This window comes from Streptomyces sp. AM 4-1-1 (genome assembly GCF_029167625.1).
GTDB lineage: Bacteria > Actinomycetota > Actinomycetes > Streptomycetales > Streptomycetaceae > Streptomyces.
Window position 1 is genome coordinate 1,962,272 of the sequence record NZ_CP119145.1, and the last position, 24,472, is coordinate 1,986,743.

General features: G+C 69.4%; 22 protein-coding genes and 2 tRNA genes. 10 read left to right on the forward strand and 14 right to left on the reverse strand.

The annotated features are described in order from the left end of the window. Positions 1-19: 19 nt before the first annotated feature. Positions 20-2,641: a valine--tRNA ligase gene (locus tag PZB75_RS08260; RefSeq protein WP_275534644.1), complete on the reverse strand. Its 2,622-nt coding sequence runs from the start codon at positions 2,639-2,641 to the stop codon at positions 20-22. 138 nt (positions 2,642-2,779) lie between these two features. On the opposite strand from PZB75_RS08260, the gene PZB75_RS08265 reads away from it, so the two are divergent. Continuing rightward, positions 2,780-3,799, forward strand: coding sequence for a hypothetical protein (locus PZB75_RS08265; protein ID WP_275534645.1), 1,020 nt, complete (start codon positions 2,780-2,782; stop codon positions 3,797-3,799). 119 nt (positions 3,800-3,918) lie between these two features. Here PZB75_RS08265 and clpX read toward each other — a convergent pair whose 3' ends face one another. From clpX to PZB75_RS08290, 5 genes are all read right to left on the reverse strand, one after another. Next, positions 3,919-5,217, reverse strand: a complete 1,299-nt coding sequence (gene clpX, locus PZB75_RS08270; RefSeq protein ID WP_275534646.1) for an ATP-dependent Clp protease ATP-binding subunit ClpX — start codon at positions 5,215-5,217, stop codon at positions 3,919-3,921. 156 nt (positions 5,218-5,373) lie between these two features. Next, positions 5,374-6,057, reverse strand: a complete 684-nt coding sequence (locus PZB75_RS08275) for an ATP-dependent Clp protease proteolytic subunit (RefSeq protein WP_275534647.1) — start codon at positions 6,055-6,057, stop codon at positions 5,374-5,376. 90 nt (positions 6,058-6,147) lie between these two features. Next, a complete protein-coding gene (locus PZB75_RS08280; protein WP_275538633.1) occupies positions 6,148-6,753 on the reverse strand; it encodes an ATP-dependent Clp protease proteolytic subunit in 606 nt (201 codons plus the stop codon). Positions 6,754-7,143: 390 nt separating this feature from the next. After that, positions 7,144-8,544 carry a trigger factor gene (gene tig, locus PZB75_RS08285; RefSeq protein ID WP_275534648.1) on the reverse strand — a complete coding sequence of 467 codons (1,401 nt, stop codon included), beginning with the start codon at positions 8,542-8,544 and terminating at the stop codon, positions 7,144-7,146. A 163-nt stretch (positions 8,545-8,707) separates the two neighbouring features. Continuing rightward, positions 8,708-8,784, reverse strand: a tRNA-Pro gene (locus PZB75_RS08290). A 165-nt stretch (positions 8,785-8,949) separates the two neighbouring features. Here PZB75_RS08290 and PZB75_RS08295 point away from each other — a divergent pair. Further along, positions 8,950-9,023 (forward strand) — tRNA-Gly (locus PZB75_RS08295). Between the two features lie 164 nt (positions 9,024-9,187). On the opposite strand, the gene PZB75_RS08300 is transcribed toward PZB75_RS08295, so the two are convergent. After that, the gene (locus PZB75_RS08300; RefSeq protein ID WP_275534649.1) at positions 9,188-9,382 is read right to left on the reverse strand and encodes a hypothetical protein; all 195 of its coding nucleotides are present in this window, start codon (positions 9,380-9,382) and stop codon (positions 9,188-9,190) included. A gap of 501 nt (positions 9,383-9,883) precedes the next feature. Between PZB75_RS08300 and PZB75_RS08305 the strand changes: the two genes are divergently transcribed. Both PZB75_RS08305 and PZB75_RS08310 read left to right on the forward strand, forming a co-directional pair. After that, positions 9,884-11,035, forward strand: coding sequence for an acyltransferase family protein (locus PZB75_RS08305; protein WP_275534650.1), 1,152 nt, complete (start codon positions 9,884-9,886; stop codon positions 11,033-11,035). Positions 11,036-11,692: 657 nt separating this feature from the next. Beyond that, positions 11,693-12,907, forward strand: coding sequence for a cation:proton antiporter (locus PZB75_RS08310; RefSeq protein ID WP_275538634.1), 1,215 nt, complete (start codon positions 11,693-11,695; stop codon positions 12,905-12,907). Positions 12,908-12,973: 66 nt separating this feature from the next. Here the strand turns inward: PZB75_RS08310 and PZB75_RS08315 are convergent, their stop codons facing one another. Then, on the reverse strand, positions 12,974-14,119 hold the full coding sequence (locus tag PZB75_RS08315; RefSeq protein WP_275534651.1) for a PP2C family protein-serine/threonine phosphatase: 1,146 nt from the start codon (positions 14,117-14,119) through the stop codon (positions 12,974-12,976). Between the two features lie 105 nt (positions 14,120-14,224). Here PZB75_RS08315 and PZB75_RS08320 point away from each other — a divergent pair, with 105 nt between their 5' ends. Next, positions 14,225-15,457 carry a GNAT family N-acetyltransferase gene (locus tag PZB75_RS08320; protein ID WP_275534652.1) on the forward strand — a complete coding sequence of 411 codons (1,233 nt, stop codon included), beginning with the start codon at positions 14,225-14,227 and terminating at the stop codon, positions 15,455-15,457. 33 nt (positions 15,458-15,490) lie between these two features. Here PZB75_RS08320 and PZB75_RS08325 read toward each other — a convergent pair whose 3' ends face one another. From PZB75_RS08325 to PZB75_RS08340, 4 genes are all read right to left on the reverse strand, one after another. After that, entirely contained in the window at positions 15,491-16,300 is an 810-nt protein-coding gene (locus PZB75_RS08325) for a DNA-formamidopyrimidine glycosylase family protein (RefSeq protein WP_275534653.1), read from the reverse strand. Positions 16,301-16,398: 98 nt separating this feature from the next. Continuing rightward, the gene (locus tag PZB75_RS08330; protein WP_275534654.1) at positions 16,399-16,887 is read right to left on the reverse strand and encodes a ribose-5-phosphate isomerase; all 489 of its coding nucleotides are present in this window, start codon (positions 16,885-16,887) and stop codon (positions 16,399-16,401) included. A gap of 190 nt (positions 16,888-17,077) precedes the next feature. After that, on the reverse strand, positions 17,078-17,674 hold the full coding sequence (locus tag PZB75_RS08335; RefSeq protein WP_275534655.1) for a biotin transporter BioY: 597 nt from the start codon (positions 17,672-17,674) through the stop codon (positions 17,078-17,080). A gap of 392 nt (positions 17,675-18,066) precedes the next feature. After that, the gene (locus PZB75_RS08340; protein ID WP_275538635.1) at positions 18,067-18,351 is read right to left on the reverse strand and encodes a hypothetical protein; all 285 of its coding nucleotides are present in this window, start codon (positions 18,349-18,351) and stop codon (positions 18,067-18,069) included. Between the two features lie 172 nt (positions 18,352-18,523). Here PZB75_RS08340 and PZB75_RS08345 point away from each other — a divergent pair, with 172 nt between their 5' ends. Both PZB75_RS08345 and PZB75_RS08350 read left to right on the forward strand, forming a co-directional pair. Continuing rightward, complete coding sequence (locus PZB75_RS08345; protein ID WP_275534656.1) at positions 18,524-19,102, forward strand: TerD family protein; 579 nt, start codon at positions 18,524-18,526, stop codon at positions 19,100-19,102. Positions 19,103-19,281: 179 nt separating this feature from the next. Beyond that, on the forward strand, positions 19,282-19,923 hold the full coding sequence (locus PZB75_RS08350) for a superoxide dismutase (RefSeq protein ID WP_275534657.1): 642 nt from the start codon (positions 19,282-19,284) through the stop codon (positions 19,921-19,923). Positions 19,924-20,064: 141 nt separating this feature from the next. Here the strand turns inward: PZB75_RS08350 and PZB75_RS08355 are convergent, their stop codons facing one another. Next, positions 20,065-20,910: a serine hydrolase domain-containing protein gene (locus tag PZB75_RS08355; protein ID WP_275534658.1), complete on the reverse strand. Its 846-nt coding sequence runs from the start codon at positions 20,908-20,910 to the stop codon at positions 20,065-20,067. Positions 20,911-21,237: 327 nt separating this feature from the next. On the opposite strand from PZB75_RS08355, the gene PZB75_RS08360 reads away from it, so the two are divergent. After that, positions 21,238-21,693, forward strand: coding sequence for a hypothetical protein (locus tag PZB75_RS08360; RefSeq protein WP_275538636.1), 456 nt, complete (start codon positions 21,238-21,240; stop codon positions 21,691-21,693). A gap of 41 nt (positions 21,694-21,734) precedes the next feature. Beyond that, entirely contained in the window at positions 21,735-22,427 is a 693-nt protein-coding gene (locus PZB75_RS08365) for a CatB-related O-acetyltransferase (RefSeq protein ID WP_275534659.1), read from the forward strand. A gap of 307 nt (positions 22,428-22,734) precedes the next feature. Here the strand turns inward: PZB75_RS08365 and PZB75_RS08370 are convergent, their stop codons facing one another. Continuing rightward, positions 22,735-22,893 carry a hypothetical protein gene (locus PZB75_RS08370; RefSeq protein ID WP_275534660.1) on the reverse strand — a complete coding sequence of 53 codons (159 nt, stop codon included), beginning with the start codon at positions 22,891-22,893 and terminating at the stop codon, positions 22,735-22,737. 258 nt (positions 22,894-23,151) lie between these two features. On the opposite strand from PZB75_RS08370, the gene PZB75_RS08375 reads away from it, so the two are divergent. Beyond that, positions 23,152-24,315 (forward strand): caspase family protein, encoded by a 1,164-nt coding sequence (locus PZB75_RS08375; RefSeq protein WP_275534661.1) that lies wholly within the window; start codon positions 23,152-23,154, stop codon positions 24,313-24,315. The last annotated feature ends 157 nt before the right edge of the window (positions 24,316-24,472 follow it).

Here is a 24,472-nt window from a genome sequence, read left to right on the forward strand (position 1 = left end):
CCGTCATGGGTACGCGGCCTCAGCCCTGCGGCAGGTGCGCCAGCTGGGCGGTGATCCGCTCGATGTCGGCCTCGGCCTTGGTGAGCCGGGCGCGGATCTTGTCGACGACGTTGTCCGGGGCCTTCGCCAGGAACGCCTCGTTGCCGAGCTTCCCGTTCGCCTGGGCCTTCTCCTTCTCGGCCGCGCCCAGGTCCTTCGTCAGGCGCTTGCGCTCGGCCGCCACGTCGATCGTGCCGGACAGGTCGAGGGCGACGGTGGCCCCGGCGACCGGCAGCGACGCCGTGGCCTGGAAACCGTCCCCGGCGGGCTGGAGCCGCAGCAGCTGGCGGATGGCCGTCTCGTGCGGGGCCAGCGCCGTACCGGTCACGGTCAGCTCGGCCGGGACCTTCTGGCCGGGCTGGAGGCCCTGGTCGGAGCGGAAGCGGCGGACCTCGGTGACGACCTGCTGGACCAGCTCGATCTCCCGCTCGGCCGCGTCGTCGCGGAAGCCGGAGTCCGTGGGCCAGTCGGCGACGACGACGGACTCCCGGCCGGTGAGCGCGGTCCACAGCGTCTCCGTGACGAACGGGACGACCGGGTGCAGCAGCCGCAGCATGACGTCGAGGACCTCGCCGAGGACCCGGCCCGAGACCTCGGCGGGCCTGCCGCCCGCGAAGAACGTGGTCTTGGACAGCTCGACGTACCAGTCGAAGACCTCGTCCCAGGCGAAGTGCCGAAGCGTCTCGCTGAGCTTGGAGAACTGGAAGTCGTCGTAGTACGCGTCGACTTCGGCGACGGTCTTGTTGAGCCGGGACAGAATCCAGCGGTCGGTCACCGACATCTCGTCGGCGGGCGGCAGTTCGCCCTCGATCGTGGCGCCGTTCATCAGGGCGAACCGGGTGGCGTTCCAGATCTTGTTGGCGAACTTCGCGGAGCCCTGGACCCACTCCTCGCCGATCGGGACGTCGACGCCGGGGTTGGCGCCGCGGGCCAGCGTGAAGCGCAGGGCGTCGGAGCCGTACTTGTCCATCCAGTCCAGCGGGTTGACCACGTTCCCGAAGGACTTCGACATCTTCTTGCCGTGCTCGTCGCGCACCATGCCGTGCAGGACGATCGTCTCGAACGGCGGGACGCCGTCGTTGACGTACAGACCGAACATCATCATCCGGGCGACCCAGAAGAAGAGGATGTCGTAGCCGGTGACCAGGACGGAGTTCGGGTAGAACTTCGCGAGGCTGTCGGTCCGCTCCGGCCAGCCGAGCGTGGAGAACGGCCACAGGCCGGAGGAGAACCACGTGTCCAGGACATCGCTGTCCTGCGTCCAGCCCTCTCCCGTGGGCGCCTCGTCGTCCGGTCCGACGCAGACGACCTCGCCGTTCGGGCCGTACCAGACAGGGATGCGGTGACCCCACCAGAGCTGGCGGGAGATCGTCCAGTCGTGGAGGTTGTCGACCCAGTCGAAGTACCGCTTCTCCATCTCCTGCGGGTGGATCTTGACCCGGCCGTCACGGACGGCGTCACCGGCCGCCTCGGCGAGCGGGGCGACCTTGACCCACCACTGGAGGGAGAGCCGCGGCTCGATGGTGGTCTTGCAGCGCGAGCAGTGGCCGACGGAGTGGACGTACGGACGCTTCTCGGCCACGATCCGGCCCTCGGCGCGCAGCGCGGCGACGATCGCGGAACGGGCCTCCAGCCGGTCCAGGCCCTCGAAGGGTCCCGGGACCGTGATGACGGCGCGCTCGTCGAGGACCGTGAGGAACGGCAGGTCGTGGCGCCTGCCGATCTCGAAGTCGTTCGGGTCGTGCGCGGGGGTGACCTTGACGGCGCCCGTGCCGAACGCGGGGTCGACGTGGTGGTCGGCGACGACGGGGATCGTACGGTCGGTGAGCGGCAGCTTGATCTGCTTGCCGACCAGGTGCCGGTAGCGCTCGTCGTCGGGGTGGACGGCGACGGCGGTGTCACCGAGCATCGTCTCGGCCCGGGTGGTGGCGACGACGATCGTCTCGTCCCCGTCGCCGTAGGTCATGGAGACCAGCTCGCCGTCGTCCTCCTGGTACTCGACCTCGATGTCGGAGATCGCGGTCAGACAGCGGGGACACCAGTTGATGATGCGCTCGGCGCGGTAGATCAACCCGTCGTCGTACATCTGCTTGAAGACGGTCTGGACGGCCTTGGACAGGCCCTCGTCCATCGTGAAGCGCTCGCGGTTCCAGGCGACGCCCTCGCCCAGGCGGCGCATCTGTCCAGAGATCTGGCCGCCGGACTCGTTCTTCCACTTCCACACGCGCTCGACGAACGCCTCACGGCCCAGGTCGTGGCGGGACTTGCCCTCCTTGGCCAGTTCGCGCTCGACGACGTTCTGGGTGGCGATGCCGGCGTGGTCCATGCCGGGCTGGTACAGCGCCTCGAAGCCCTGCATGCGCTTACGGCGGACGAGGGCGTCGATCAGGGTGTGCTCGAAGGCGTGCCCCAGGTGGAGGCTTCCCGTGACGTTCGGCGGCGGGATGACGATGCTGTAGGGCGGCTTGTCGCTGTGCTCGTCGGCCTCGAAGTAACCGCGTTCCACCCAGCGCTCGTACAGCTTCCCCTCTACCTCGGCCGGCGCGTACTGGGTCGGCAGTTCGGGAGTGCTGGCTGGCTGCTGCTGAGCGTTCTCGGTCACGGGGACAGTTTAGGGGCGTCACAGCCCGGTACTGAAACGGGATTGTTCAGTAACGGTGTGACACCCGGCGCCCCGTGTCAGGGCCCGTTCCGTCAGGATGTCCGCACCGCGTAAACATTTCAGGAGGGGACCGCGCACATGAGCCACAACCAGCCAGGCCCGTACGGCGACACGCCGCCCCAGGGGCAGCCCGGCCCGTACGGGGCCCAGCCGCCGCAGGACGCGCCCGGCCCGTACGGTCAGCAGCCGGGACCTTACGGCCAGCAGCCCGGCCCCTACGGCACGCCGCCCCCGCAGGGCGGACAGCCGGGGTACGGCTACCCGCCCCAGCCGCCCCAGGGTGTTCCGCCGCAGCAGCCCCCGCAGCCCGGCTACGGCTACCCGCAGGCACAGATGCCGGGCCCGTACGGCCAACAGCCCGCGGCCCCCTACGGCCAGGCCCCGCCGCCGTTCGCGCCACCCGCGCCGCCCGCGAAGAAGAAGACCGGTCTGATAGTGGCCGCCGCCGTCGTGGCCCTGGCGGTCGTGGCCGGCGGTGTGTACCTGCTGACGGGCAAGGACGACGACAGCGGCGTCGCGGCCGGCACCAAGGGGTACAAGCTGACGCCCGCCGCCTCGTTCGACGGCTACAAGAAGGACTCCTCGGGCACCGAACGGCCCGGCCCCCTGACGGGCAAGGACAAGACGAAGACGGAGGCCATGGGGATCAAGGACCCCCAGCGGGCCGGCGCCAGCTACCTCTCGGGCTCCGACGACAACCCGCTCGCCCAGAAGCGGGTCATGCTCCAGGGCGTCTGGGGCACGGTCGACGACCCGGCCAAGGCCATCGACGCCTCCTTCCGGAGCGCCGAGGACTCGATGGCGAAGGACGACAAGGACACCGAGGTCTCACTCATCGGCAGCCCCAAGTCCGTGTCCCCGGAAGGGTTCAACGGCGCGCTGATGAAGTGCCAGAACATGAAGCTGGCCAACAACAGCACCACCAACAAGGGCCCCAAGGAGTTCGAGACCCCCGTCTGCATCTGGTCCGACTACAGCACCGTCGGAGTGGTCGTCGGTGTGGACGTGGCGCTCTCGCTGACCGGCAAGGGCATGGCCCAGGACGATCTGGCGGTCGTGACCGCGAAGCTGTACAACACGTCCCGCACCAAGCTCTGACCGTTACGTGACGACAGCCACGTGACGACAGCCGCCCAGCGGCAGCCGCGCCACGGCGCACCACGGAAGGGGCGCCCGGCCAGATGGCCGGGCGCCCCTTCGGTGCGCATGTGCTCCGACTACGCCGACTTCTCGTGCCGGCCGCCGTCGTTCTTGCCGATCGTGCGCGGCTCGCGCGGGACCAGCGTCGGGTTCACGTTGTTGCGGACCACGTCCGCCGTGATGACGACCCGGGCGACGTCCTTGCGGGACGGCACCTCGTACATCACCGACTGCAGGACCTCTTCCATGATGGCCCGCAGTCCGCGCGCGCCGGTGCCGCGCAGGATCGCCTGGTCGGCGATGGCCTCCAGCGAGGGACGGTCGAAGTCCAGCTCCACACCGTCGAGTTCGAAGAGGCGTTGGTACTGCTTCACCAGCGCGTTGCGCGGCTCGACGAGGATCTGGAGCAGCGCCTCACGGTCCAGGTTGTGGACCGAGGTCAGCACCGGGAGGCGGCCGATGAACTCGGGGATCATCCCGAACTTCACCAGGTCCTCCGGCATGACCTCCTGGAACTGGTCGCTCGCCTCGATCTCCCGCTTGGAGCGGATCGTCGCGCCGAAGCCGATGCCCTTGGCACCCGCCCGCGACTCGATGATCTTCTCAAGACCGGAGAAGGCACCGCCCACGATGAACAGGACGTTCGTCGTGTCGATCTGGATGAACTCCTGGTGCGGGTGCTTCCGTCCGCCCTGCGGCGGCACGGAGGCCGTGGTGCCCTCCAGGATCTTCAGCAGGGCCTGCTGGACGCCCTCGCCCGAGACATCGCGGGTGATCGACGGGTTCTCGCTCTTGCGGGCAACCTTGTCGATCTCGTCGATGTAGATGATCCCCGTCTCGGCCTTCTTGACGTCGTAGTCGGCCGCCTGGATCAGCTTCAGCAGGATGTTCTCGACGTCCTCGCCGACATAGCCGGCCTCCGTCAGCGCCGTCGCGTCCGCGATGGCGAACGGGACGTTCAGCATCCGGGCCAGGGTCTGCGCGAGGAGCGTCTTGCCCGAACCGGTCGGGCCCAGCAGCAGGATGTTGGACTTGGCCAGCTCGATCGCGTCCTCGCGACTCGCCCCGCCGCCGTTCTCCCCGGCCTGGACCCGCTTGTAATGGTTGTACACAGCGACCGAGAGGGCCTTCTTCGCGGGCTCCTGCCCGACGACGTACCCCTCAAGGAACTCGTAGATCTCACGCGGTTTGGGAAGCTCTTCCCACCGCACCTCGGAGGTCTCGGCGAGCTCCTCCTCGATGATCTCGTTGCAGAGATCGATGCACTCGTCGCAGATGTACACACCGGGTCCCGCGATGAGCTTCTTCACCTGCTTCTGGCTCTTTCCGCAGAACGAGCACTTGAGCAGATCGCCGCCATCACCGATGCGTGCCACGAGGTGCTTCCCCTTCGCCTGGGAGCAGCCTGGTTCAGCGGCTCCTGGTGCCTGTATCCGACGGTACCTTGCCTGGCCGCCCGTTCGGGCCCCCCTTGGCACGGTTCACACGGCCGCGGCCGGTGTGCGGACCGTACCAAGAGGTCACGAGCGACGTCAGGCCGAGGCTCCGGCCGTGCTCTTGCGGGTCGAGACGATCTGGTCGACCAGGCCGTACGCGAGGGCGTCCTCGGCGGTCAGGATCTTGTCGCGCTCGATGTCGTCGCTGATCTTCTCCAGCGGGGTGGTGGAGTGCCTGGCCAGCATCTCCTCCAGCTGGGTCCGCATCCGCAGGATCTCGTTGGCCGCGATCTCCAGGTCGGAGAGCTGCTCGCGGCCGGTCTGCGAGGACGGCTGGTGGATGAGCACCCGGGCGTGCGGCAGGGCCATCCGCTTGCCGGGGGTGCCCGCGGCGAGCAGCACGGCGGCGGCGGAGGCGGCCTGCCCCATGCAGACGGTCTGGATGTCCGGCTTCACGAACTGCATGGTGTCGTAGATCGCGGTGAGCGCGGTGAACGAGCCGCCGGGGCTGTTGATGTAGATGGAGATGTCGCGGTCCGGGTCCATCGACTCCAGGCACAGGAGCTGCGCCATGACGTCGTTGGCGGAGGCGTCGTCGATCTGGACGCCCAGGAAGATCACGCGCTCCTCGAAGAGCTTCGCGTACGGGTCGTACTCGCGGACGCCCTGCGAGGTGCGCTCCACGAAGCGCGGCACGACGTAGCGGTTGTCCACCTGCGGGCCGGTGTAGAGGCCGCTCGCGGAGGCGCCGGGGAAGTTGTTCATGTGGGTGTTCACCATCCTGGTGGCGTTCTGTGGGCTGGGGGTCTCGGCGTACGAGAGGCGCACGAGGGGCGTACGGAGCGGTGTGACCGGTCCGGTGCGAACCGGTCAGGCGCCGGTGCCGCCGCCGCCCGGGATGCCCGAGGCGAACGTGATGATCTCGTCGATGAGGCCGTACTCCTTGGCCTCCTCCGCGGTGTACCAACGGTCGCGGTCGCCGTCACGGATGATCGCTTCCACGGTCTGGCCCGAGTGGTGGGCGGTGATCTCCGCCATCCGCTTCTTCGTGCGGAGCAGGTACTCGGCCTGGATCTTGATGTCCGAGGCGGTACCGCCGAGGCCGGCCGAACCCTGGTGCATGAGGATGTCGGTGTTCGGGAGCGCGAAGCGCTTGCCCGCGCTGCCACCGGTCAGCAGGAACTGGCCCATGGAGGCGGCCATGCCCATCCCGATCGTGACCACGTCGTTCGGGATGTACTGCATGGTGTCGTAGACGGCCATGCCGGCCGTCACCGAGCCACCGGGGCTGTTGATGTAGAGGTAGATGTCCTTGTCCGGGTCGGCGGCAAGGAGGAGCAGCTGCGCGGTGATCTTGTTGGCGATGTCATCGTCGACCTGCTGACCGAGGAAGATGATGCGTTCGCCGAGCAGTCGGCTGTAGACCTGGTCACCAAGGCCACCACCGAGGGACGGCTCTCCGGCGGCGTAGGGCATCGGATTCGTCACGTATCCACCTGCTCGTCTCTGACGGCTCCGGCCGTCTCAGCGTCTTCGTACCGGGTGGGCAGGGACTCCCCCGCCCTTCCTCTTCATGGACCCTAACGCGCAGGTGGGACAACGCCATCCCGCTTCGGCAACTGTTCGCTGGGAGCGCAAGGTACGCAGTCCCCACAAGGGTCGCCGGGGTTCGGGGCGCCCTCGCCGGGGTTCACCGGGAGCCCGGCGCGCCTGCCGGGCCGCGGGGCCGACGAGGGGTCGGCCCGGGGGCTCCCCGGCATCGGCCCGGCCCCGGCCGGAAACGACGACGGGCCCCGGACGCCTGGCGTCCGGGGCCCGTCGCGCGGATCACGGGAAGAGATCGGCGCTGCGGGACGAGCCCGAGGCTCAGCCCTCGCTCTTCTCGACACCCTCCGCCGCGGACTTCTCCTCGGCGGGGGTCCCGGCGGACTCCTCGGAGGCGGTCTCGTCCGTCTCCTCGTCCTCCAGCTCGACCGGCTCACCGTTGGTGTCGACGACCTTGGCGGCCTCGACCACCACAGCGAGCGCCTTGCCGCGGGCGACCTCGCCGACGAGCATCGGCACCTGGCCACCCTCGACGACGGCCTGCGCGAACTGGTCGGGGCTCATGCCGGAGGAAGCGGCGCGCCGCATGAGGTGCTCGGTGAGCTCCTCCTGGTTGACGTTCAGCTTCTCCTTGTTCACGAGCTCGTCCAGGATGAACTGGGTCTTGATGCCCTTGACCGCCTGCTCGCTGGTCTCGGCGTCGAACTCCTCGGCCGTCTTGCCCTGGATCTCCAGGTACTTGGCGAGGTCAAGGCCCATCTGGCCGAGCTGGTGGTGCTCCAGGTTGTGCTTGCGGGTCTGGATCTCGTCCGCGAGCAGCTTCTCGGGGATCGGGACCTCGGCCAGCTTCAGCAGCTCGTCGAGGACGCGCTCCTGGGCCTGGGTGGCCTGGTCGTACTGCTTGGTGTTCTCAAGGCGCTTACGGCTGTCCGCCTTCAGCTCTTCGAGGGTGTCGAACTCGCTCGCCATCTGCGCGAACTCGTCGTCCAGCTCGGGGAGCTCGCGGGAGGCGACCGCGGTGACCTTGACGGAGACCTCGGCCTCCTTGCCCTCGGCGGAGCCGCCCTTCAGCTCGGAGGTGAAGGTGGCCTCGCCACCCGCTTCCAGGCCGGTGACGGCCTCGTCGATGCCTTCGAGGAGTTCGCCGGAGCCGATGGTGTACGCGACACCGGCGGCCACGCCGTCCTCCAGGACCTCTCCGTCGACCTTGGCCTCCAGGTCGATCGTCACGACGTCGCCCTCGGCGGCGGCACGCTCGACCGGGTTGGTGGAGGCGAAGCGGTCGCGGAGCTGTTCCACGGCCTTCTCGACGTCCTCGTCCGAAACGTCGATGGCGTCCACGGTGACCTCGATGCCGGAGTAGTCCGGGATCTCGATCTCGGGGCGGACGTCCACCTCGGCGGTGAAGGCCAGCAGCTCGCCGTCCTTCAGTTCGGTGATGTCAACCTCGGGCTGGCCCAGGACATTGAGCTCACCCTCGTTGACAGCCTCGGTGTAGAACTTCGGGAGGGCGTCGTTGACGGCCTCCTCCAGCACAGCACCACGGCCGAACCGCTGGTCGATGATCCGGTTGGGGATCTTCCCCTTACGGAAGCCCTTCACCGTGACCTGCTGGTTGATCTTCTTGTACGCCGCGTCGAGGCTGTCCTTGAGCTCCTCGAAGGGCACCTCGACAGTGAGCCGAACCCGAGTCGGGTTCAGGGTCTCCACGGCGCTCTTCACGGTTCGGTCTCCTTGGTGGCTGACTTCTGGGGTTCTGCTGGACCGCACGGTGGCGGCTTCGCGGATCGAGCCCGGTACATCAGACACACACGGGCACGCAGTTTGCATAGTAACGGCAAGGAGAACGACTCCCACAACGCGATCTTGCCGCTGGTCGGGCTGATGGTCGGGGTGGCCGGATTCGAACCGACGACCTTCCGCTCCCAAAGCGGACGCGCTACCAAGCTGCGCCACACCCCGTCGGTGCGACACGTAGGGTACATGGCCTCGGACGGTGCGTTCGCCGCTTTCCACGCCGACGGCCGGAACGCGGCGCGGCAGCGGTCTGCCGGTGTGCGCCCCGCTCCCCCGACCCGCTAGGATGCTCTTCGTGCCGCGGTCCTGGTGACCTGCGGTGCGGCTCATGCGGGCGTAGCTCAATGGTAGAGCCCTAGTCTTCCAAACTAGCTACGCGGGTTCGATTCCCGTCGCCCGCTCCATCGGCCTCGGGGCCGGGTCCGGATTCACTTCCGGACCCGGCCCCGAGGCGTTTCGCGAGGCATCACGGGAGCGCGGGCCGGCGCCCGGCACTTCCGGCGCGGACGCCGGAGGGCTGGGCACCGCGGCCGGACATCGCGGGCGACGGAACGGAGGGGCGGGCGTCTCAGAAGTTGATGTGGCTGACGGTGTCCGCCACCGAGTTGAGGAACCTGTTGATCGACGGCGCCATGCCGGACGACGCGAGGAAGAAGCCGAAGAGGACCGCGACGAACGCGGGACCCGGCTTGATCGACCCGCCACGGATCAGCACCACCATGATCACCGCCAACAGCACCACCACGGACAGTGAAATGGCCATAACTGATCACACCCTCGGTCGGTCCGCCTTGCCGGCCCGGTGGCGTGCGGCCGTGCGCGCCTCCGTTCCGGTCCATCGTGCACCAACTACCCGCCCGGCGGGGCGGGGTGACGGCACGACGCAACTGGTTCGCGCCATCCTCACGCCCCGCGCACACCCCTGAGGTGCGGATATCCCGGTCGTTCGCCGTCCGGGCGGCAACCTCCGCGCGGACGGCCGGCAATCCGGGCCGACGCACGGACAGGTTGCGCGGAACAGGTGCGCGAGCATGACCGTTTCCATATCCGCACATGTCATTCACAGGGAATTACCGGCCCTCCAAGGAATCCGCCGGAGTGAAATTCCCCTCCTTTGACTCCCCGCCCGCTATGCCCCGTTCAAGGGGGATTCATCGGTGCATAGCGGGCACCCTCCGGTGGTTTCGAATATGAATGCGCGGGAACGCGAGCCCTCTGTCGAAGGTTTTCACCAATTCCGTTCCACGGGTCCAGGGTGCTTGAGATGTCCCACGCTCCGAATGTTTTCCAGAGGGCTCCGCTCCCCACGGCGACCCGGGAGTCGGAACCCGCGGAACGCGCGGGACACGCCGTCGCGACTGCCACCGCGGCTCCCCCCGCACCCGTGGTGGACACGCCTTCGGCGCACGCGCCGACGAAGCGACGCGACGCCTACTTCGACAACGTCAAATATCTGGCGATCGTGCTTGTCGCGGTCGCGCACGCCTGGGAACCGGTGATGGACGGCAGCCGGATCACCCGGTCGCTGTACATGGTCGCGTACACCTTTCACATGCCGGCGTTCGTCGTCATCTCCGGATATTTCTCACGTACGTTCGACATGACCGCACCGAAGGTGAAACGCCTGGTCACCGGGGTGGCCGTGCCCTATATCGTCTTCGAGACGGTGTACTCGTTGTTCAAGCGCTACGCCGGAGGCGCCCCCGATCAGCCGATCAGTCTGCTCGATCCCTGGTATCTCACCTGGTTCCTGATCGCCCTCTTCGTCTGGCGGATCACCACCCCGCTGTGGCAGGCACTTCGGTACCCCTTGCCGGTCGCTCTCGTCATTGCCCTGCTGGCGTCGGTGACGCCGGATATCGGCGACGATCTCAATCTCCAACGCGTGCTCCAGTTCCTGCCGTTCTTCGTGCTCGGGCTGACGCTGAGGCCCGAGCACTTCCGGCTGGTGCGCGGGCGCGCGGTGCGGCTGTGGTCGCTGCCGGTGCTCGCCGCGGCCCTGGTGCTGGCGTACTGGGCCGCGCCCCGGATGCGGCTGGGCTGGTTCTACCGCAGCAGCAGCGTCCAGGACCAGGGCGCGTCGTGGGCGTCGGGCCTGCTGATGACGCTCGCCGTGCTCGGGTGCGCGCTGGTGCTGACGGCCGTGTTCTTCGCCTGGGTGCCGAGCCGCCCGATGTGGTTCACGGTGCTGGGCGCGGGGACCATCTGCGGTTATCTGCTGCACGGGTTCCTGGTGAAGGGCGCTGTGTACGCCGGGGTGTTCGACCGCTACGCCTGGCTCGCCTCGCCGGGCGGGCGGATCGTGGTGTCGGCGGTCGCGGCGATGGCCGTGACGCTGCTGTGCACGCCTCCGGTGCGGCGGGCGCTGCGCGGGGTGATCGAGCCCGACATGCGCTGGGCGTTCAAGCGGAAGTGATCCGGGCGCCCGGACAGGAGTGAGCGGGACGTCCGACAGGAGTGAGCCGGGCGTCCGAACGGAAGTGATCCGTCCGGCCCGGTGTTGGCTTGTTTCTTTCGGTCGGGAGGCGGTCATCGGCCGGTGTGCCAAGCCGCTCCCGCAGGTGCGCATAGTCGGCCGCTGATTGGGCAAGGGTGGCCGGTTCCGATGAATCCGGCCACCGCCCGTCCGCTCCCGTCCCCCTCCACCCGTCCTCGGTCACCTCTCCGCGCCTCCGCCTCTCCGCACCTCCGCGCCCGCCGCGCGGGCGGGCCGGCGCAGGGCCGACGCAGGGCCGACGCAGGGCCGGCGCAGGGCCGGCGCAGGGCCGGCGCAGAGCCGGCGCAGGGCCGGCGCAGGGCCGCTCGGGCGGGTACGGCCGTAGCGGTCAGGCCGAGCAGTACGGTCGCCCCCGCTCGGTCGATGCCTCGAACCTACGGGGCGGACCTCTGCGGACCATGGCGGGTGCGCGCGGATCGGTGACCGGGCAATTCCCACCCCGTCCCGGAGGGGGCCGGACAGCGGCGCACAGTTGCAACGTCAATCGTTCGGTAAACTAATTACTGACGATTTCTTGACGCCCCCTTGACCAATCGAAGGATCAGGCTCATCGGACACGCAGAAACCCTCATCGCCATGGGTGGCGCCTTCCTCGCCGCCGCCGTCCTCGCCCGCGTCGGCGCCCGTATCGGACTGCCGACCATCCCCCTGTTCATCCTGGCCGGGATCTTGCTCGGCCCCAACACCCCCGGCATCGTGCTGGTCGCCGACCCGCACGACCTGGAGATGCTCTCCGCGCTCGGCCTGGTCCTGCTGCTCTTCTACCTCGGCCTGGAGTTCCACCTCGACGACCTCAAGAAGGGCGGGCGCAAGATGCTCGCCGCGGGCTCGGTGTATCTCGCGCTGAACGTCGGCGCCGGGCTCGTCTTCGGCTTCGTGCTCGGCTGGGGCACCTCGGAGGCGCTGGTCCTGGCCGGAGTCATCGGCATCTCGTCGTCGGCCATCGTCACCAAGATCCTGGTCGACACGAAGCGGCTCGGCAGCCCGGAGACCAGGACGATCCTCGGCATCATCGTCGTCGACGACGTCTTCCTCGCCCTCTACCTGGCCGCCCTGCAACCGATCCTCTCCCGCTCGGACAGCCTGGGCGCCGCGGTGCTGGACGGCGGCAAGGCGTTCGGGTTCCTGCTGCTCCTCGCCCTCGCCGCCCGCTTCGGCACCAGGGTGATCAGCCGGCTGATCAACACCCGTGACGACGAACTGCTGGTCATCTCGTTCCTCGGTGCGGCGGTGCTGGTGGCGGGGGTCTCCGAGTGGTTCGGGGTCGCCGACGCGATCGGCGCCTTCATGGTCGGTCTGATGCTGGGCAGCACCACCTCGGGCGGTCGCATCCTGAAGCTGGTCCATCCGCTGCGGGACGCGTTCGGCGCGATCTTCTTCTTCGCCTTCGGCCTCTCCATCAACCCCGGTGACCTGCCGGGTGTGATGTGGCCGGTGCTCGCCGCCGTGGTGCTGACCGCCGCGATGAACGTGCTCTCCGGGATGTTCTCGGCCCGGGTGTACGGATTCGGCCCACTGGCCACGGCGAACGTCTCCACCACGCTGATGGCCCGGGGCGAGTTCGCGCTGATCCTCGCCACGATGGCGGCGGGCGCGGGCCTGGACGAGCGGCTTCCGCCGTTCATCGCCGGATACGTCCTCGTCCTCGCGGTGCTCGCGCCGCTCGCCGCGGGCCGCTCGCACTGGCTGGCCCGGGTCCTGCCGGGCGGTCGCGGGGGTACCGGGCCCGGCGCGCCGGGCGGTGAGGAACAGGGTGGCGGTGACGGGAGGAAAGCACCCGTACCGGCCTGACGTGAGGCGCGACACGGCTCCGGGGGTACGCGGTCCGACCGACCGCCGCACCCGGGGCCGTTCAGGTCAGGAACGCCGGCACAGGAGCAGCAGCGCCCGGTCGTCGTTGACGTCCTTCGCGCACGCCTCGATCAGATGCCAGGCCGCGCCCTCGAAGCCGGTCGCCACGTAGTGGTCGGCCTCACCGGTCAGCCGGTCGATGCCCTCGGCGATGTCCCGTTCGGACGTCTCCACCAGACCGTCCGTGAACAGCATCAGTACGTCACCGGGCGCCAGCGCCCCCTTCGCCGGGTCGAACCGCGCCCCGTCGTACACCCCGAGCAGCGGCCCCTCGGCCGCCTTCTCCTCCCACTGCCCGCTGCCCGCGTGGAGTTGGAGCGCGGGCGGATGACCCGCCGAGAACAGCTCGTAGTCGCCCGATTCGAGGTCGAGCACCAGATGGATCGAGGTGGCGAAGCCCTCGTCCCAGTCCTGCCGCAGCAGATAGCCGTTGGCCGCGGGCAGGAAGGCGTGCGGGGGCAGCGAGCCGAGCAGCCCGCCGAACGCCCCGGACAGCAGCAGGGCCCGGGAGCCCGCGTCCATGCCCTTGCCCGACACATCGGTGAGGACGACCTCCAGGTTCCGGCCCCCGCCGGTACGGGCCGCGACCACGAAGTCACCGGAGAACGACTGCCCGCCCGCCGGGCGCAGCGCCATCTCGCGGTGCCAGCCGTCCGAGAGCCGGGGCAGCGCGCTCTGCACCCGGATGCGTTCACGCAGGTCGAACAGCATGGTGCCGCCGCGCCGCCAGGGCACACCGACCCTGGCCCGGAACTGGGCGAGGACGAGCCCGAAGAACCCGCAGGCCGCGACCACCAGCACCGTGCCCGGCGTGACCCTCGCGGGGCCGTGCGGGTACGGGCCCAGGGCCAGGGACTCCACGATCAGGGCGGCGGCCGCCGCCGCGTACAGCCCGAGCAGACTGGCCGGGCGCAGCAGCAGTCCGCCCGCGACGATCGGCAGGACCAGCGCGGTCGGCGCGCACCACACGGAGTTGAACAGGGTGCCGCAGGTGATGGCGGGCACGGTCAGCAGCAGGCCGGCCAGGGCGATCCAGTCGGAGCCGTCGCCGCGGAAGTAGTCGACCCCGGATTTGCGCAGCCCGACGCGTGCCCGGTGCACCGATTTCCGCAATCGGGCCGGGTACGAGTCTGCTGCTGCGCGACGGGCCATTGCGGGGACCCTATCCACCCGGCGGCCTCCGGTGCAGGGGTACCCCCGTGACATTGCGTTCGAAATCGGGTCGACCGCCTCGTGCGCCCCTGGTAGGCATGGCACATGACGACAGAGCTGCGGGTGCTTCACCCCTCGGAATGGGACGACTGGTACACGAACTTCGAGCTGGCGTTCGGTGGCATCCCGACGGCCCCGGAGGAACGTGAACTGGTCGAGTCACTGACCGAGCACCGGCGCTCGATCGGCGTCTGGGACGGTCCCGACGTGGTGGCGACGGCGGGGGCGTACAGCTTCCGGGTGGCCGTGCCGGGCGGGGCCCTGGTGCCCGCCGCCGGGGTGACGATGGTGAGTGTCGCGGCCACGCACCGCAGGCGCGGACTGCTCACGTCGATGATGCGGCGTCAGCTGGACGACGTGCGGTCGTGGGGCGAGCCGATCGCGGTGCTGACGGCGTCGGAACCGGCGATATACGGGCGGTTCGGTTACGGGGCCGCCACCCAGCGGATGTTCCTGGAGATCGACTCGGACCGGGTCCGGCTCGAACTGCCGGAGGGCGTCGACGGGATACGGCTGCGGTCCGTGGACCCGGTGTCCGCGATCCCCGCCATGGAGGCGGTGTACGCGGAGCTGGCGCCCGGCCGGCCGGGGACGCCGGCGAGGGCTCCCGGCTGGGAGCGGGCGCCGGTCGTCGATCCGGAGAGCGACCGCAAGAGCAGCTCCCGGCTCCAGTGCGTGCTGGCCGAGCGGGCGGGACAGGCCGTCGGCTACGTGACGTTCCGCAACAAGCCGGACTGGGACATGGCCGGGCCGTCCGGCACTCTGCTGGTGCGTGGCATCGCGGGCCTGGACCCGGCGGCGTACGCGGCGCTCTGGCGCCATCTCATGGAGTTCGACCTCACGGCGAGGGTCACGTGCGACAACCGGCCCGTCGACGACGCCGTGCTGCATCTCGTCTCGGACGTCCGGCGGTGCAACGTCCGGCTGCACGACGGTCTGCACGTACGGCTGGTGGAGCTGGGGGCGGCCTTGGAGGCGCGCGCCTACCGGGCGCCGCTGGACGTGGTGTTCGAGGTGGCGGACGACTTCTGCCCCTGGAACGCGGGGCGTTGGCGGCTGATCACCGACACGAAGGGCGGCGCGTCCTGCGAGCGGACCCAGGAGCCGGTCGAACTGGCGCTTTCGGTGAGGGAGTTGGGGGCGGCCTATCTGGGCGGGGTGTCGTTCACCTCGCTGGCGGCGGCCGGGCGGGTGCGGGAGCTGCGGCCGGGTGCGCTGGCGGAGACCACGGCGGCGTTCGCCTCGGACGTGGCACCCTGGCTGCCGCACGGCTTCTGAACGGCCGCCTTCGACCACGCTCCTGACGGTACGTCAGCGTTGCTGGCAGCCGGGGCACCAGAAGAGGTTTCGGGCGGCGAGGTCGGCGGTGCGGATCTCGGCGCCGCAGATGTGGCAGGACTGACGGGCCCGGCGGTAGACGTAGACCTCGCCGCCGTGGTCGTCGACGCGGGGCGGGCGGCCCATGACCTCGGGCAGGTGCTCGGGGCGGACGGTGTCGATCCGGTTGTTCCGTACGCCTTCCCGCATCAGCAGCACGAGGTCGGCCCAGATGGCGTCCCACTCGGCGCGGGTGAGGTCCTTGCCCTGCCGGTACGGGTCGATGCCGTGCCGGAAGAGGACTTCGGCGCGGTAGACGTTGCCGACGCCCGCGACGACCTTCTGGTCCATCAGCAGCGCGGCGACGGTGACCCGGCTGCGGGAGATCCGCCGCCAGGCGCGTTCGCCGTTCTCGTCGGTCCGCAGCGGGTCGGGGCCGAGCCGGTCGTGTATCGCGCGCTTCTCCGGTTCGGTGATGAGCGCGCAGGTGGTCGGTCCGCGCAGATCCGCGTGGTGCGCATCGTCGGCGATGCGCAGCCTGACCGTGTCGGTGGGCGGCGGGGCCGGGGCCGTACCGAAGCCGAGCTTGCCGAACAGGCCGAGGTGGATGTGAATCCAGCCGAGGTCGCCGAAGCCGAGGAACAGGTGCTTGCCGTGGGCGTCGACGGCGGTGAGGGTCCGGCCGTCGAGCAGGGCCGCGCTGTCGGCGAACTTCCCCTGCGGGCTGGAGACGCGTACCGGCCGGCCCGCGAAGCGTTCGGCGTGGTCCGCGGCGAGGCGGTGGATCGTATGCCCCTCGGGCACGGCGGCACTCCTGGAGGACGCGACCGGCGGGTCACCGGCCGGCAACGACATGACCGTGCCGCCGGGGCGGACCCGGCGGCACGGGAGGACGGGTGGGTTCAGCCCTGCTGCGGGTGGTGCGCGGGGATCGGCGGGAGCTCGCCGGTCGCCTCGTACGCCGTCAGCATCTCGATGCGGCGGGTGTGACGCTCCTCGCCGGAGTACGGGGTGGTCAGGAAGATCTCGACGAACTTGGTGGACTCCTCCACCGTGTGCATCCGGCCACCGATCGCCACCACGTTGGCGTCGTTGTGCTCGCGGCCGAGCGCGGCGGTCTGCTCGCTCCAGGCCAGTGCGGCGCGGACGCCCTTGACCTTGTTCGCGGCGATCTGCTCGCCGTTCCCGGAGCCGCCGATCACGATGCCGAGACTGTCCGGGTCGGCGGCCGTGCCCTCGGCCGCCCGCAGGCAGAACGGCGGGTAGTCGTCCTGGGCGTCATAGATGTGGGGCCCGCAGTCGACCGCCTCGTGGCCGTGGGCTTTCAGCCACTCGACGAGATGGTTCTTCAGTTCGAAGCCGGCATGGTCGGAGCCAAGGTACACGCGCATGTGCCGAGTGTGGCATGAACATCCGGGCTCGACGGCCAGCGGGGTCGGCCCGCCGGGGATGGCCGGCGGTGTGCCGTTCGAACCGCCCGGCCCGCCCGGCGCGCGGACACGCGAGAGGCCCGCCGGTCCGTGGTCGTGACACGGGCGGACGGGCCTCTTCGCGAGTGCGTACGAAGACGTGCCGCGGCTGTCAGCCGCGGCGTCCCAGGAGCTTCCAGGAGGCGGGCAGCGCGCCCATCGCCAGGGCCGCCTTCAGGGCGTCACCGATGAGGAAGGGGACCAGCCCGGCGGCGATCGCGGCGCTCATCGACATGCCGGTGGAGAGCGCCAGGTACGGCACGCCGACCGCGTAGATCAGCGCGGAGCCCACCACCATGGTGCCCGCGGTGCGCAGCACCGACCGGTCGCCGCCGCGCCGGGCGAGGCCGCCGACCACGGTCGCGGCGAGCAGCATCCCCAGGACGTAGCCGAAGGAGGGGAAGCTCATGCCGGAGGCGCCCTGCGAGAACCACGGCATGCCCGCCATGCCGACCACCGCGTACACCGCGAGCGACAGGAAACCGCGACGGGCGCCGAGCGCCGAGCCGACGAGGAGCGCGGCGAAGGTCTGCCCGGTGACCGGGACCGGCGAGCCGGGGACCGGGACGGCTATCTGGGCCGCGACGCCGGTGAGCGCGGCGCCACCGACGACGAGGGCCGCGTCGACGGCGTACCGCGCCCTGGCGGCGGGCAGCAGGTCGGCGAGGACCGTTCCGGTGCGGACGGGGGCGGCGGCAGCAGTGCTCATCGGGACTCCGCGAGGTGAGGGCTTGAGGACGGACCCCGCTGACGCTAGCCCACCGAATATGGCTCGAACACCATCACCCGCCCACAAAGCACCGGTTGGCGAGTTGGTGGAGTTCATACAAAGCCTGGTACGCAACCGCGCGACGGGGTGACACTCATCACTGAAGTGAGCACGGAAAACAGCCGCTCCTGCGATGCGCGCGCCGGCTTCACGACTGTGGGGTCCCCATAAACGGCCGCTCCCGATGCCGTAAGGCGCCGACGGCGGCCGCACGGGAGACGCACGACGGGAGCGGGCCGGGGCCACCGCACGGCCCCGGCCCGCTCGCCTCACCCCCGCCGGCCCGTCGCGCCATCCCCTCCCCGGAGGCGCCGAGCCCGCACGCGCGCCTCTCAGGGGCTCGCCGCGTCGAACCCGTAACGCACCGGCCGGTCCTGGCCCGTGCGTCCCCGTACGTCCCGCCGGTACACGAACAGCGCCTGCACCCGCACCCCCTCGCCCGAGGATTCGCCCGGTGACCCGTCCGGTGATTCGACGACCGCGCAGGGGTAGGTCACCTGGAGCACCCCCGGCCGGTCGGCCACCCGCGTCCTCGTCCCGTGCGCGGGCCCCCCGTCGAGCACCGCCATCTCCCACACCGACCGCTCCGGCCGCTCCGACATATCCCCCTCCGTCATCCCGCCGCGCTCCCGCGGCTCGCCACCTGATGTCCCGTTCACCGACGCGTTGTCCGCATGCATGACCACACTTTAAAGGTTGCGCAAATCAACGACTATCCTGAGGAAGACTTGCCCTCGTCCCCCGGAAGTCCGGGTCAGGCGCACACGAGAGAAGGAGCGCGGAGCTGTGATGGGTGTCAGTCTCACCAAGGGTCAGAACGTCGTCCTCAACCAGGACGGCACGCCCCTCGCGGATGTCACGGTGGGTCTCGGGTGGGACGCGCCGCCGGTCGGCGGTTTCGACGTCGACCTGGACGCGGCGGCCGTGATCTGCGGGCCGGACCGGAAGGTCGTGTCGGACGAGCATTTCGTCTTCTACAACAACCTGACCAGCCCCGACGGTTCCGTCCGGCACACCGGCGACAACCTGACCGGGGAGGGGGACGGCGACGACGAGCAGATACTGATCGACCTGGACCGGCTGGACGAGAAGACCGGCGAGATCGTCTTCACCGTCTCGATCCACGACGCGGAGACGCGCGGCCAGACGTTCGGTCAGGTCGAGGACGCGTACATCAGGGTCGTCGACAACCTGACGAGCCGCGAGATGTGCCGGTACGAGCTCTCCTACGACGCCGCCGGGGAGACCGCGATGGTGTTCGGCGCGCTGTACCGGCGGGGCGGCGAATGGAAGTTCCGCGCCATCGGCCAGGGATACGCGACGGGCCTGGCGGGCATCGCCACCGACTACGGCGTCAGCCTCGCCTGACCCGCCGCGTCCGGCACGTCCTCGCTCCTTCCGCCACCGCTCACGGCTGTTCGGGCGCGTTGCGTACCGGTCCGGCGGAGTAGGACCAACGACTGATCACCTTCGGGCCCTCCTGCTGTTAGCCTGCACTTGCATATAGGTTGCAATAAAGCAGAGCAGCAGTCGGAGGGCTCGAAACCATGGCTACGTACACGCTCCCGGAACTCCCGTACGACTACGCGGCGCTCGAACCGGTCATCAATCCCCAGATCATCGAGCTCCACCACGACAAGCACCACGCCGCCTACGTCAAGGGTGCGAACGACACCCTGGAGCAGCTGGAAGAGGCGCGCGACAAGGGTTCCTGGGGAGCGATCAACGGCCTCCAGAAGAGCCTGGCGTTCCACCTCTCGGGCCACATCCTGCACTCCATCTACTGGCACAACATGACCGGCGACGGCGGCGGCGAGCCGCTGGCCGCGGACGGTGTCGGTGACCTCGCGGACGCGATCACCGAGTCCTTCGGCTCCTTCGAGGGCTTCAAGGCGCAGCTGACGAAGGCCGCGGCCACCACGCAGGGCTCCGGCTGGGGCGTCCTGGCGTACGAGCCGGTCAGCGGCAAGCTGATCGTCGAGCAGGTCTACGACCACCAGGGCAACATCGGCCAGGGCTCGGTCCCGGTCCTGGTCTTCGACGCCTGGGAGCACGCCTTCTACCTCCAGTACAAGAACCAGAAGGTCGACTTCATCGAGGCGATGTGGCGCGTCGTCAACTGGCAGGACGTGGCGAAGCGCTACGCGGCCGCCAAGGAACGCGCGGACGTACTGCTGCTCGCCCCCTGAACACCCCCGACGTCCTGCCTCGTGATCGTCTTCTCAACCTTCACCCGGCAGGCGGATGAAAGAAGAACCCCCGCGAGGACATGACTCGCGGGGGTTTTTCCATGCTGTCCGCGGGAGGCGGTCCCGCCGTGTGGGCGACCCTCAGCCGGTGCGGGACGGTCCGGGACTCGCGTGCCGCAACCGCTCGATGCCCAGCTGGTCGGTCCCCTCGGCGTCCCCGGAGAGCCGGTGGACGAGAACCCAGCGGCCGTCCGCCATCGCCCCGGCGAAGACGGACGCGTCCCCGGTGGCGCCGTTGTGCCAGAGCAGTGGACCGGAGGTCTGCCAGGAAGGCGCGGGTTCGCCCAGTCTCCGCTCCACGAGCAGCGCGGTCACCAGCCGGGCGGTGGCGCGCGGGGTGGCCCACAGTCCTCCGGCGGGCAGGATGGCGCCGTCCATCGTCCAGGGCCTGCGCGGTCGGCCGAACAGGCCGCGCGCGTACAGCCGTTGGTCCTGGGGCGGGTTCGAGGCCACCTCGGTGATGTCCAGGGGTGCGAGAACGTACTGATGCAGCAGTTCCGCGTACGGGGCTCCGGCCGCCGAGGCGAGTGCGGCGCCGAGGACGGCGTACCCGAGGTTGGAGTACTCCTCGGTCCCGTCCGGCGGACCCGTCACGAGGGAGTCGACGCGCCGTACGAGGGCGTCCAACCGCTGGGCGTCGAGGGAGGCGTACGGGTCGAAGCGCCGCAGTCCCGGTGGCAACCGGGGCAGGCCCGAGGTGTGCAGCGCGAGATGCCGCAGGGTGATGCCGGTGCCGGCGGGCGCGGGGAGATGGGTGTCAAGGGGGTCGTCGAGGTGGAGCACGCCCGTCTCGGCCAGCCGGACGAGCAGGGTTCCGGTGAGCGGCTTGGTCAACGAGCCGATCTGGACGAACCGGTCGGGGTCGTGGCCGTGTTCGGCCCTCGGGGCGTCGGAGCTGGTGAACACGCAGGTGGGTATCGCGGACATGGTGTGCCTCCGGTCGAAGGTGTCGTGGGGCGCCGTGGCGCGCGTGGCCGAACGGGCGGACCGTGGCGACCCGGACCTCGACTCTCCCACCGGCGCCGCACACCGCGCCGCTCGTTCGTCCACCACCGTTCCCTTCCCGCCTTCCTGCCCTTCCGGCCCTCAGCCGACGGGTGCGAAGGTGCTCGCGCTCTCCGGCCTGACGTCGACCAACACGTCGTCGCTTGACGCGTAGGCCCGAGGAAGGCGGTGGAGGACAGACCGGAGAAGTGGGACGCCGAATCCATTGCCCGCAGCGAGCGCGGCCGCCTGTGGGGCATGATCGCGGGCATGGGACATCCGCACCTTCCGACCACCGAGGCCGTGGTCGTCGCGATCCACGAGGTCGCGCACGAGTTCGACCTGGAGATGGTCGTCACCGACGACATCGGCGCGGACCAGACGTCCCGCCGTGTCTCCGCCGGAGCCTTCACGGTCCTCGACCCGGACGGCTCGCTGCCGCACGAGGCGTTCGTCGAGCTGGGCGGTCTGCCCTCGGTCACCGTCCAGGTGTTCCCCGAGGACGACGCGAAGATCACCGTCGACCAGGTCGAGTTCCACGACGTGCCCCGGGACGCGGTGCCCGCGTTCCTCCGTTCCGTCTACAGCGGCCTGGCCCATGTGAAGGGGAAGCGCTTCCCTCCCGGATACTGGCTGATCGTGCCGCTGCCCGGCGACGAGACGTACAGGGAGCTGGTCCCGCGCATCATGCTCAGCCCGTGGCTCGCCCGTAACGTACGAAGGTAAACGGGTGTCGCCTCCCGGACGACGGGTGCGACCCTGGCCCCATGTCCCACCACGCACCGCCCCCCGATCCCACCGTCCCGCACCCGATGACCGGGCAGCCGCGCGTCGTCCTGCTGAAGCCGCTGGTGACGTCCCCGCTGATCGAGGTCGGCGCGTACACGTACTACGACGACCCTGACCACGCGACCGAGTTCGAGACCCGCAACGTGCTGTACCACTACGGTCCGGAGAAGCTGGTCATCGGCAGGTTCTGCGCGCTGGGCACCGGGGTGCGGTTCCTGATGAACGGTGCCAACCACCGGATGGACGGCCCGTCGACGTTCCCGTTCCCCACGATGGGCGGCTCCTGGGCCGGCCACTTCGACCTGCTGACCGGCCTGCCGAACCGGGGCGACACCGTCGTCGGCCACGATGTGTGGTTCGGCTACGGCTCCACGGTGTTGCCCGGCGTACGGATCGGGCACGGCGCGATCATCGGCGCGGGTTCGGTGGTGGTCTCGGACGTGCCCGATTACGGGATCGTCGGCGGCAACCCGGCCAGGCTGATCCGTACCCGCTACGACGAAGAGGACATCGCCCGGCTCCTCGCCGTCGCCTGGTGGGACTGGCCCGCCGAACACATCACCGCGCACCTACGCACGATCATGTCGGGCACGGTGGCCGCCCTGGAGTCGGCGGCGCCCGTGTCCCGCCCAGGCGGGACGAGCAGTTGGTCCGTCTCGAACGGCACGTGAAGGGCCTCGTCGCCTCCCTTGCGACGGCCGAGGGCCGAAAGTCCCGCACCGGTACGCAACCTGGCGCACCCTGTGCCGACTTCGCCGACGCAGCCGCGGCAACTGCGTCCAGTGGCAGCAGGCATCAGGCGGGGACCGGGCCGCCTGATGCCGCCGACGTCAGACAGGGAGCGAGTTCGGGATCGGGGCCTATCGAGACCGAACGCATTCCTGGCCGAGCGCGATCGGGGGCCCGGTCGGACGACAGTCGACCGAGCCCCCTGATCGTGCTTTGCTGAGGTCGGGCAGAGAGGTCCATCGGGATGCTCTACCCGATCGTCACAGAGACACCACCTCCGTTGACGATCAAGAGGACTGCACCTGCGATGGCGCCCACCACCAGCAGGATGCAGATCAGGCGGGCGGTCCGGCGACGCTTGGCAATGGCCATCCGGACCGTCCTGCCGATCTCTTCAGAAACTGGCATTTCTCTCACCTCCCTTCGTGTCCCGGAGAGTTGAGAAACATCCTCTTGTACTCGTCGCGCCCATATGACGACCCATGACGCTGCGTTAAGCTGGCTGACGGCACATGACATGAGATGACACGAGGGGACACGAGGGGACACGGAGGAACGCGGATGGGACATCTCCGGTTCCCCGACCTCCGCCCCAGTCCTGTCCGCGATCTTCTGATCTGGATGCATGAACTGCATGGCCGAGCCGGAACACCTGGTGTCCGAACGATGGGCAAGGCCGTCGGATGCAGTCACCACAAGATTCACGAGATGCTGACCTCTGGCAAGTGCCCTCGTGACGGGAGCACCTTGTTCGATCTCGCCGAGTGGCTGGGCAGGCGGGGGTCGCGCCCGCGCCTGAGAGGCGGCGACGAAGACGACGAGCGGTTCTTCGCGGAGCTTGATGCGTTGTGGGCGGCGGCCATAAGATTCACCCTTCTGCAGCCGCCAGAGCCTCCACCGCCTGCCCCGCCACGACAGGGCACCCCTGACGCCTCAGCTGAGGCGTCAACCGAAACGCCCGACCGCCCCGGCGCATCCCCGGAGCCTACGGCCCAGCCCTCCTTCGCCGCGGTGGAGGACAGGACCCTCGGTGACAGAACTGTCAGTTCACGGCCATCGTCCGGAACGCGCGTCTTCCGCTACGCCGAAATGCCGGAATTGGCAGAGTCGCGGGCCGTTCTGGTGGCAACCGGCTCCTACGACGACGCCGGCCTTCCCGCTCTGCCAGGGGTACGCAAGGGGGCGCAGGCGCTGGCGGACGTCCTGACGTCGTCGCGGCCAGATCCCGCTTTCGCCGGTGACAAACTGCGACTGATGATCGACCCGGAAGACCCCCGGGACATCCTGCGAGCTGTCCAGGCGGCTGCGGATGAAGCTCGGGATGTACTGATGCTCTACTTCGCGGGTCACGGCCTTGTGTCGACACGAGGTGATCTTCAATTCGCCACCGTCAGCACTGAATCCGGCGTCAACTACACCGCAGTCCAGTACAACGACATCAGGGAGCTGGTGGCCTCCAGCCGGGCCAAGCGTTCGCTGGTTGTGCTCGATGCCTGCTACTCCGGCCGCGCGTTGGACGTGATGGGGCCTTATACGGGCATGCAAGAAGCACCCAGTACCTATCTTCTCGCCTCCGCTGGAGCGAGTAGTGCGTCCTTCGTCGACGGCCGAGGCATGCCGGTCTTCACCCAGCAACTCATCGACGTGCTCGCCTTCGGCGATCCAGACGCACCTGAAATCCTCACAGTCGAGGACATCTACCGGATACTGAGTGACCGGACGCAACGTGACGGGCATCCGCGCCCTCAGATGCGAGCTACCGGGACGGGCCAGGCGATTGCACTTGCCCGCAACCATGCTCTGGACCCGCCACAAAAAGATCTGCCATAGCGACGGCCGCCTCTCACGTGAGGTTGAGAGGCCCGGCTGCTTCGCACGCCCCGGCGGTGACGCCAAGGGCTCGTCGCGCCCAGAGCATGCGGACCTCCGGAAAGCCGAGTTGGCACCTGCGGGCGTCCTTGCGGGATGCCTTGTGGAAACGAACACG

Coding starts and splice junctions, on each gene's coding strand:
- PZB75_RS08350 (WP_275534657.1), top strand. CDS start 19,282: ATGGCTACGTACACGCTCCCGGAACTCCCGTACGACTACGCGGCGCTC.
- PZB75_RS08375 (WP_275534661.1), top strand. CDS start 23,152: ATGGGCAAGGCCGTCGGATGCAGTCACCACAAGATTCACGAGATGCTG.
- PZB75_RS08310 (WP_275538634.1), top strand. CDS start 11,693: ATGGGTGGCGCCTTCCTCGCCGCCGCCGTCCTCGCCCGCGTCGGCGCC.
- PZB75_RS08330 (WP_275534654.1), bottom strand. CDS start 16,887: ATGCGCGTGTACCTTGGCTCCGACCATGCCGGCTTCGAACTGAAGAAC.
- PZB75_RS08335 (WP_275534655.1), bottom strand. CDS start 17,674: ATGAGCACTGCTGCCGCCGCCCCCGTCCGCACCGGAACGGTCCTCGCC.
- PZB75_RS08320 (WP_275534652.1), top strand. CDS start 14,225: ATGACGACAGAGCTGCGGGTGCTTCACCCCTCGGAATGGGACGACTGG.
- PZB75_RS08370 (WP_275534660.1), bottom strand. CDS start 22,893: ATGCCAGTTTCTGAAGAGATCGGCAGGACGGTCCGGATGGCCATTGCC.
- PZB75_RS08300 (WP_275534649.1), bottom strand. CDS start 9,382: ATGGCCATTTCACTGTCCGTGGTGGTGCTGTTGGCGGTGATCATGGTG.
- PZB75_RS08340 (WP_275538635.1), bottom strand. CDS start 18,351: ATGACGGAGGGGGATATGTCGGAGCGGCCGGAGCGGTCGGTGTGGGAG.
- PZB75_RS08265 (WP_275534645.1), top strand. CDS start 2,780: ATGAGCCACAACCAGCCAGGCCCGTACGGCGACACGCCGCCCCAGGGG.
- PZB75_RS08305 (WP_275534650.1), top strand. CDS start 9,884: ATGTCCCACGCTCCGAATGTTTTCCAGAGGGCTCCGCTCCCCACGGCG.
- PZB75_RS08365 (WP_275534659.1), top strand. CDS start 21,735: ATGTCCCACCACGCACCGCCCCCCGATCCCACCGTCCCGCACCCGATG.
- PZB75_RS08275 (WP_275534647.1), bottom strand. CDS start 6,057: ATGGTGAACACCCACATGAACAACTTCCCCGGCGCCTCCGCGAGCGGC.
- PZB75_RS08355 (WP_275534658.1), bottom strand. CDS start 20,910: ATGTCCGCGATACCCACCTGCGTGTTCACCAGCTCCGACGCCCCGAGG.
- PZB75_RS08345 (WP_275534656.1), top strand. CDS start 18,524: ATGGGTGTCAGTCTCACCAAGGGTCAGAACGTCGTCCTCAACCAGGAC.
- PZB75_RS08280 (WP_275538633.1), bottom strand. CDS start 6,753: ATGCCCTACGCCGCCGGAGAGCCGTCCCTCGGTGGTGGCCTTGGTGAC.
- PZB75_RS08360 (WP_275538636.1), top strand. CDS start 21,238: ATGGGACATCCGCACCTTCCGACCACCGAGGCCGTGGTCGTCGCGATC.
- PZB75_RS08315 (WP_275534651.1), bottom strand. CDS start 14,119: ATGGCCCGTCGCGCAGCAGCAGACTCGTACCCGGCCCGATTGCGGAAA.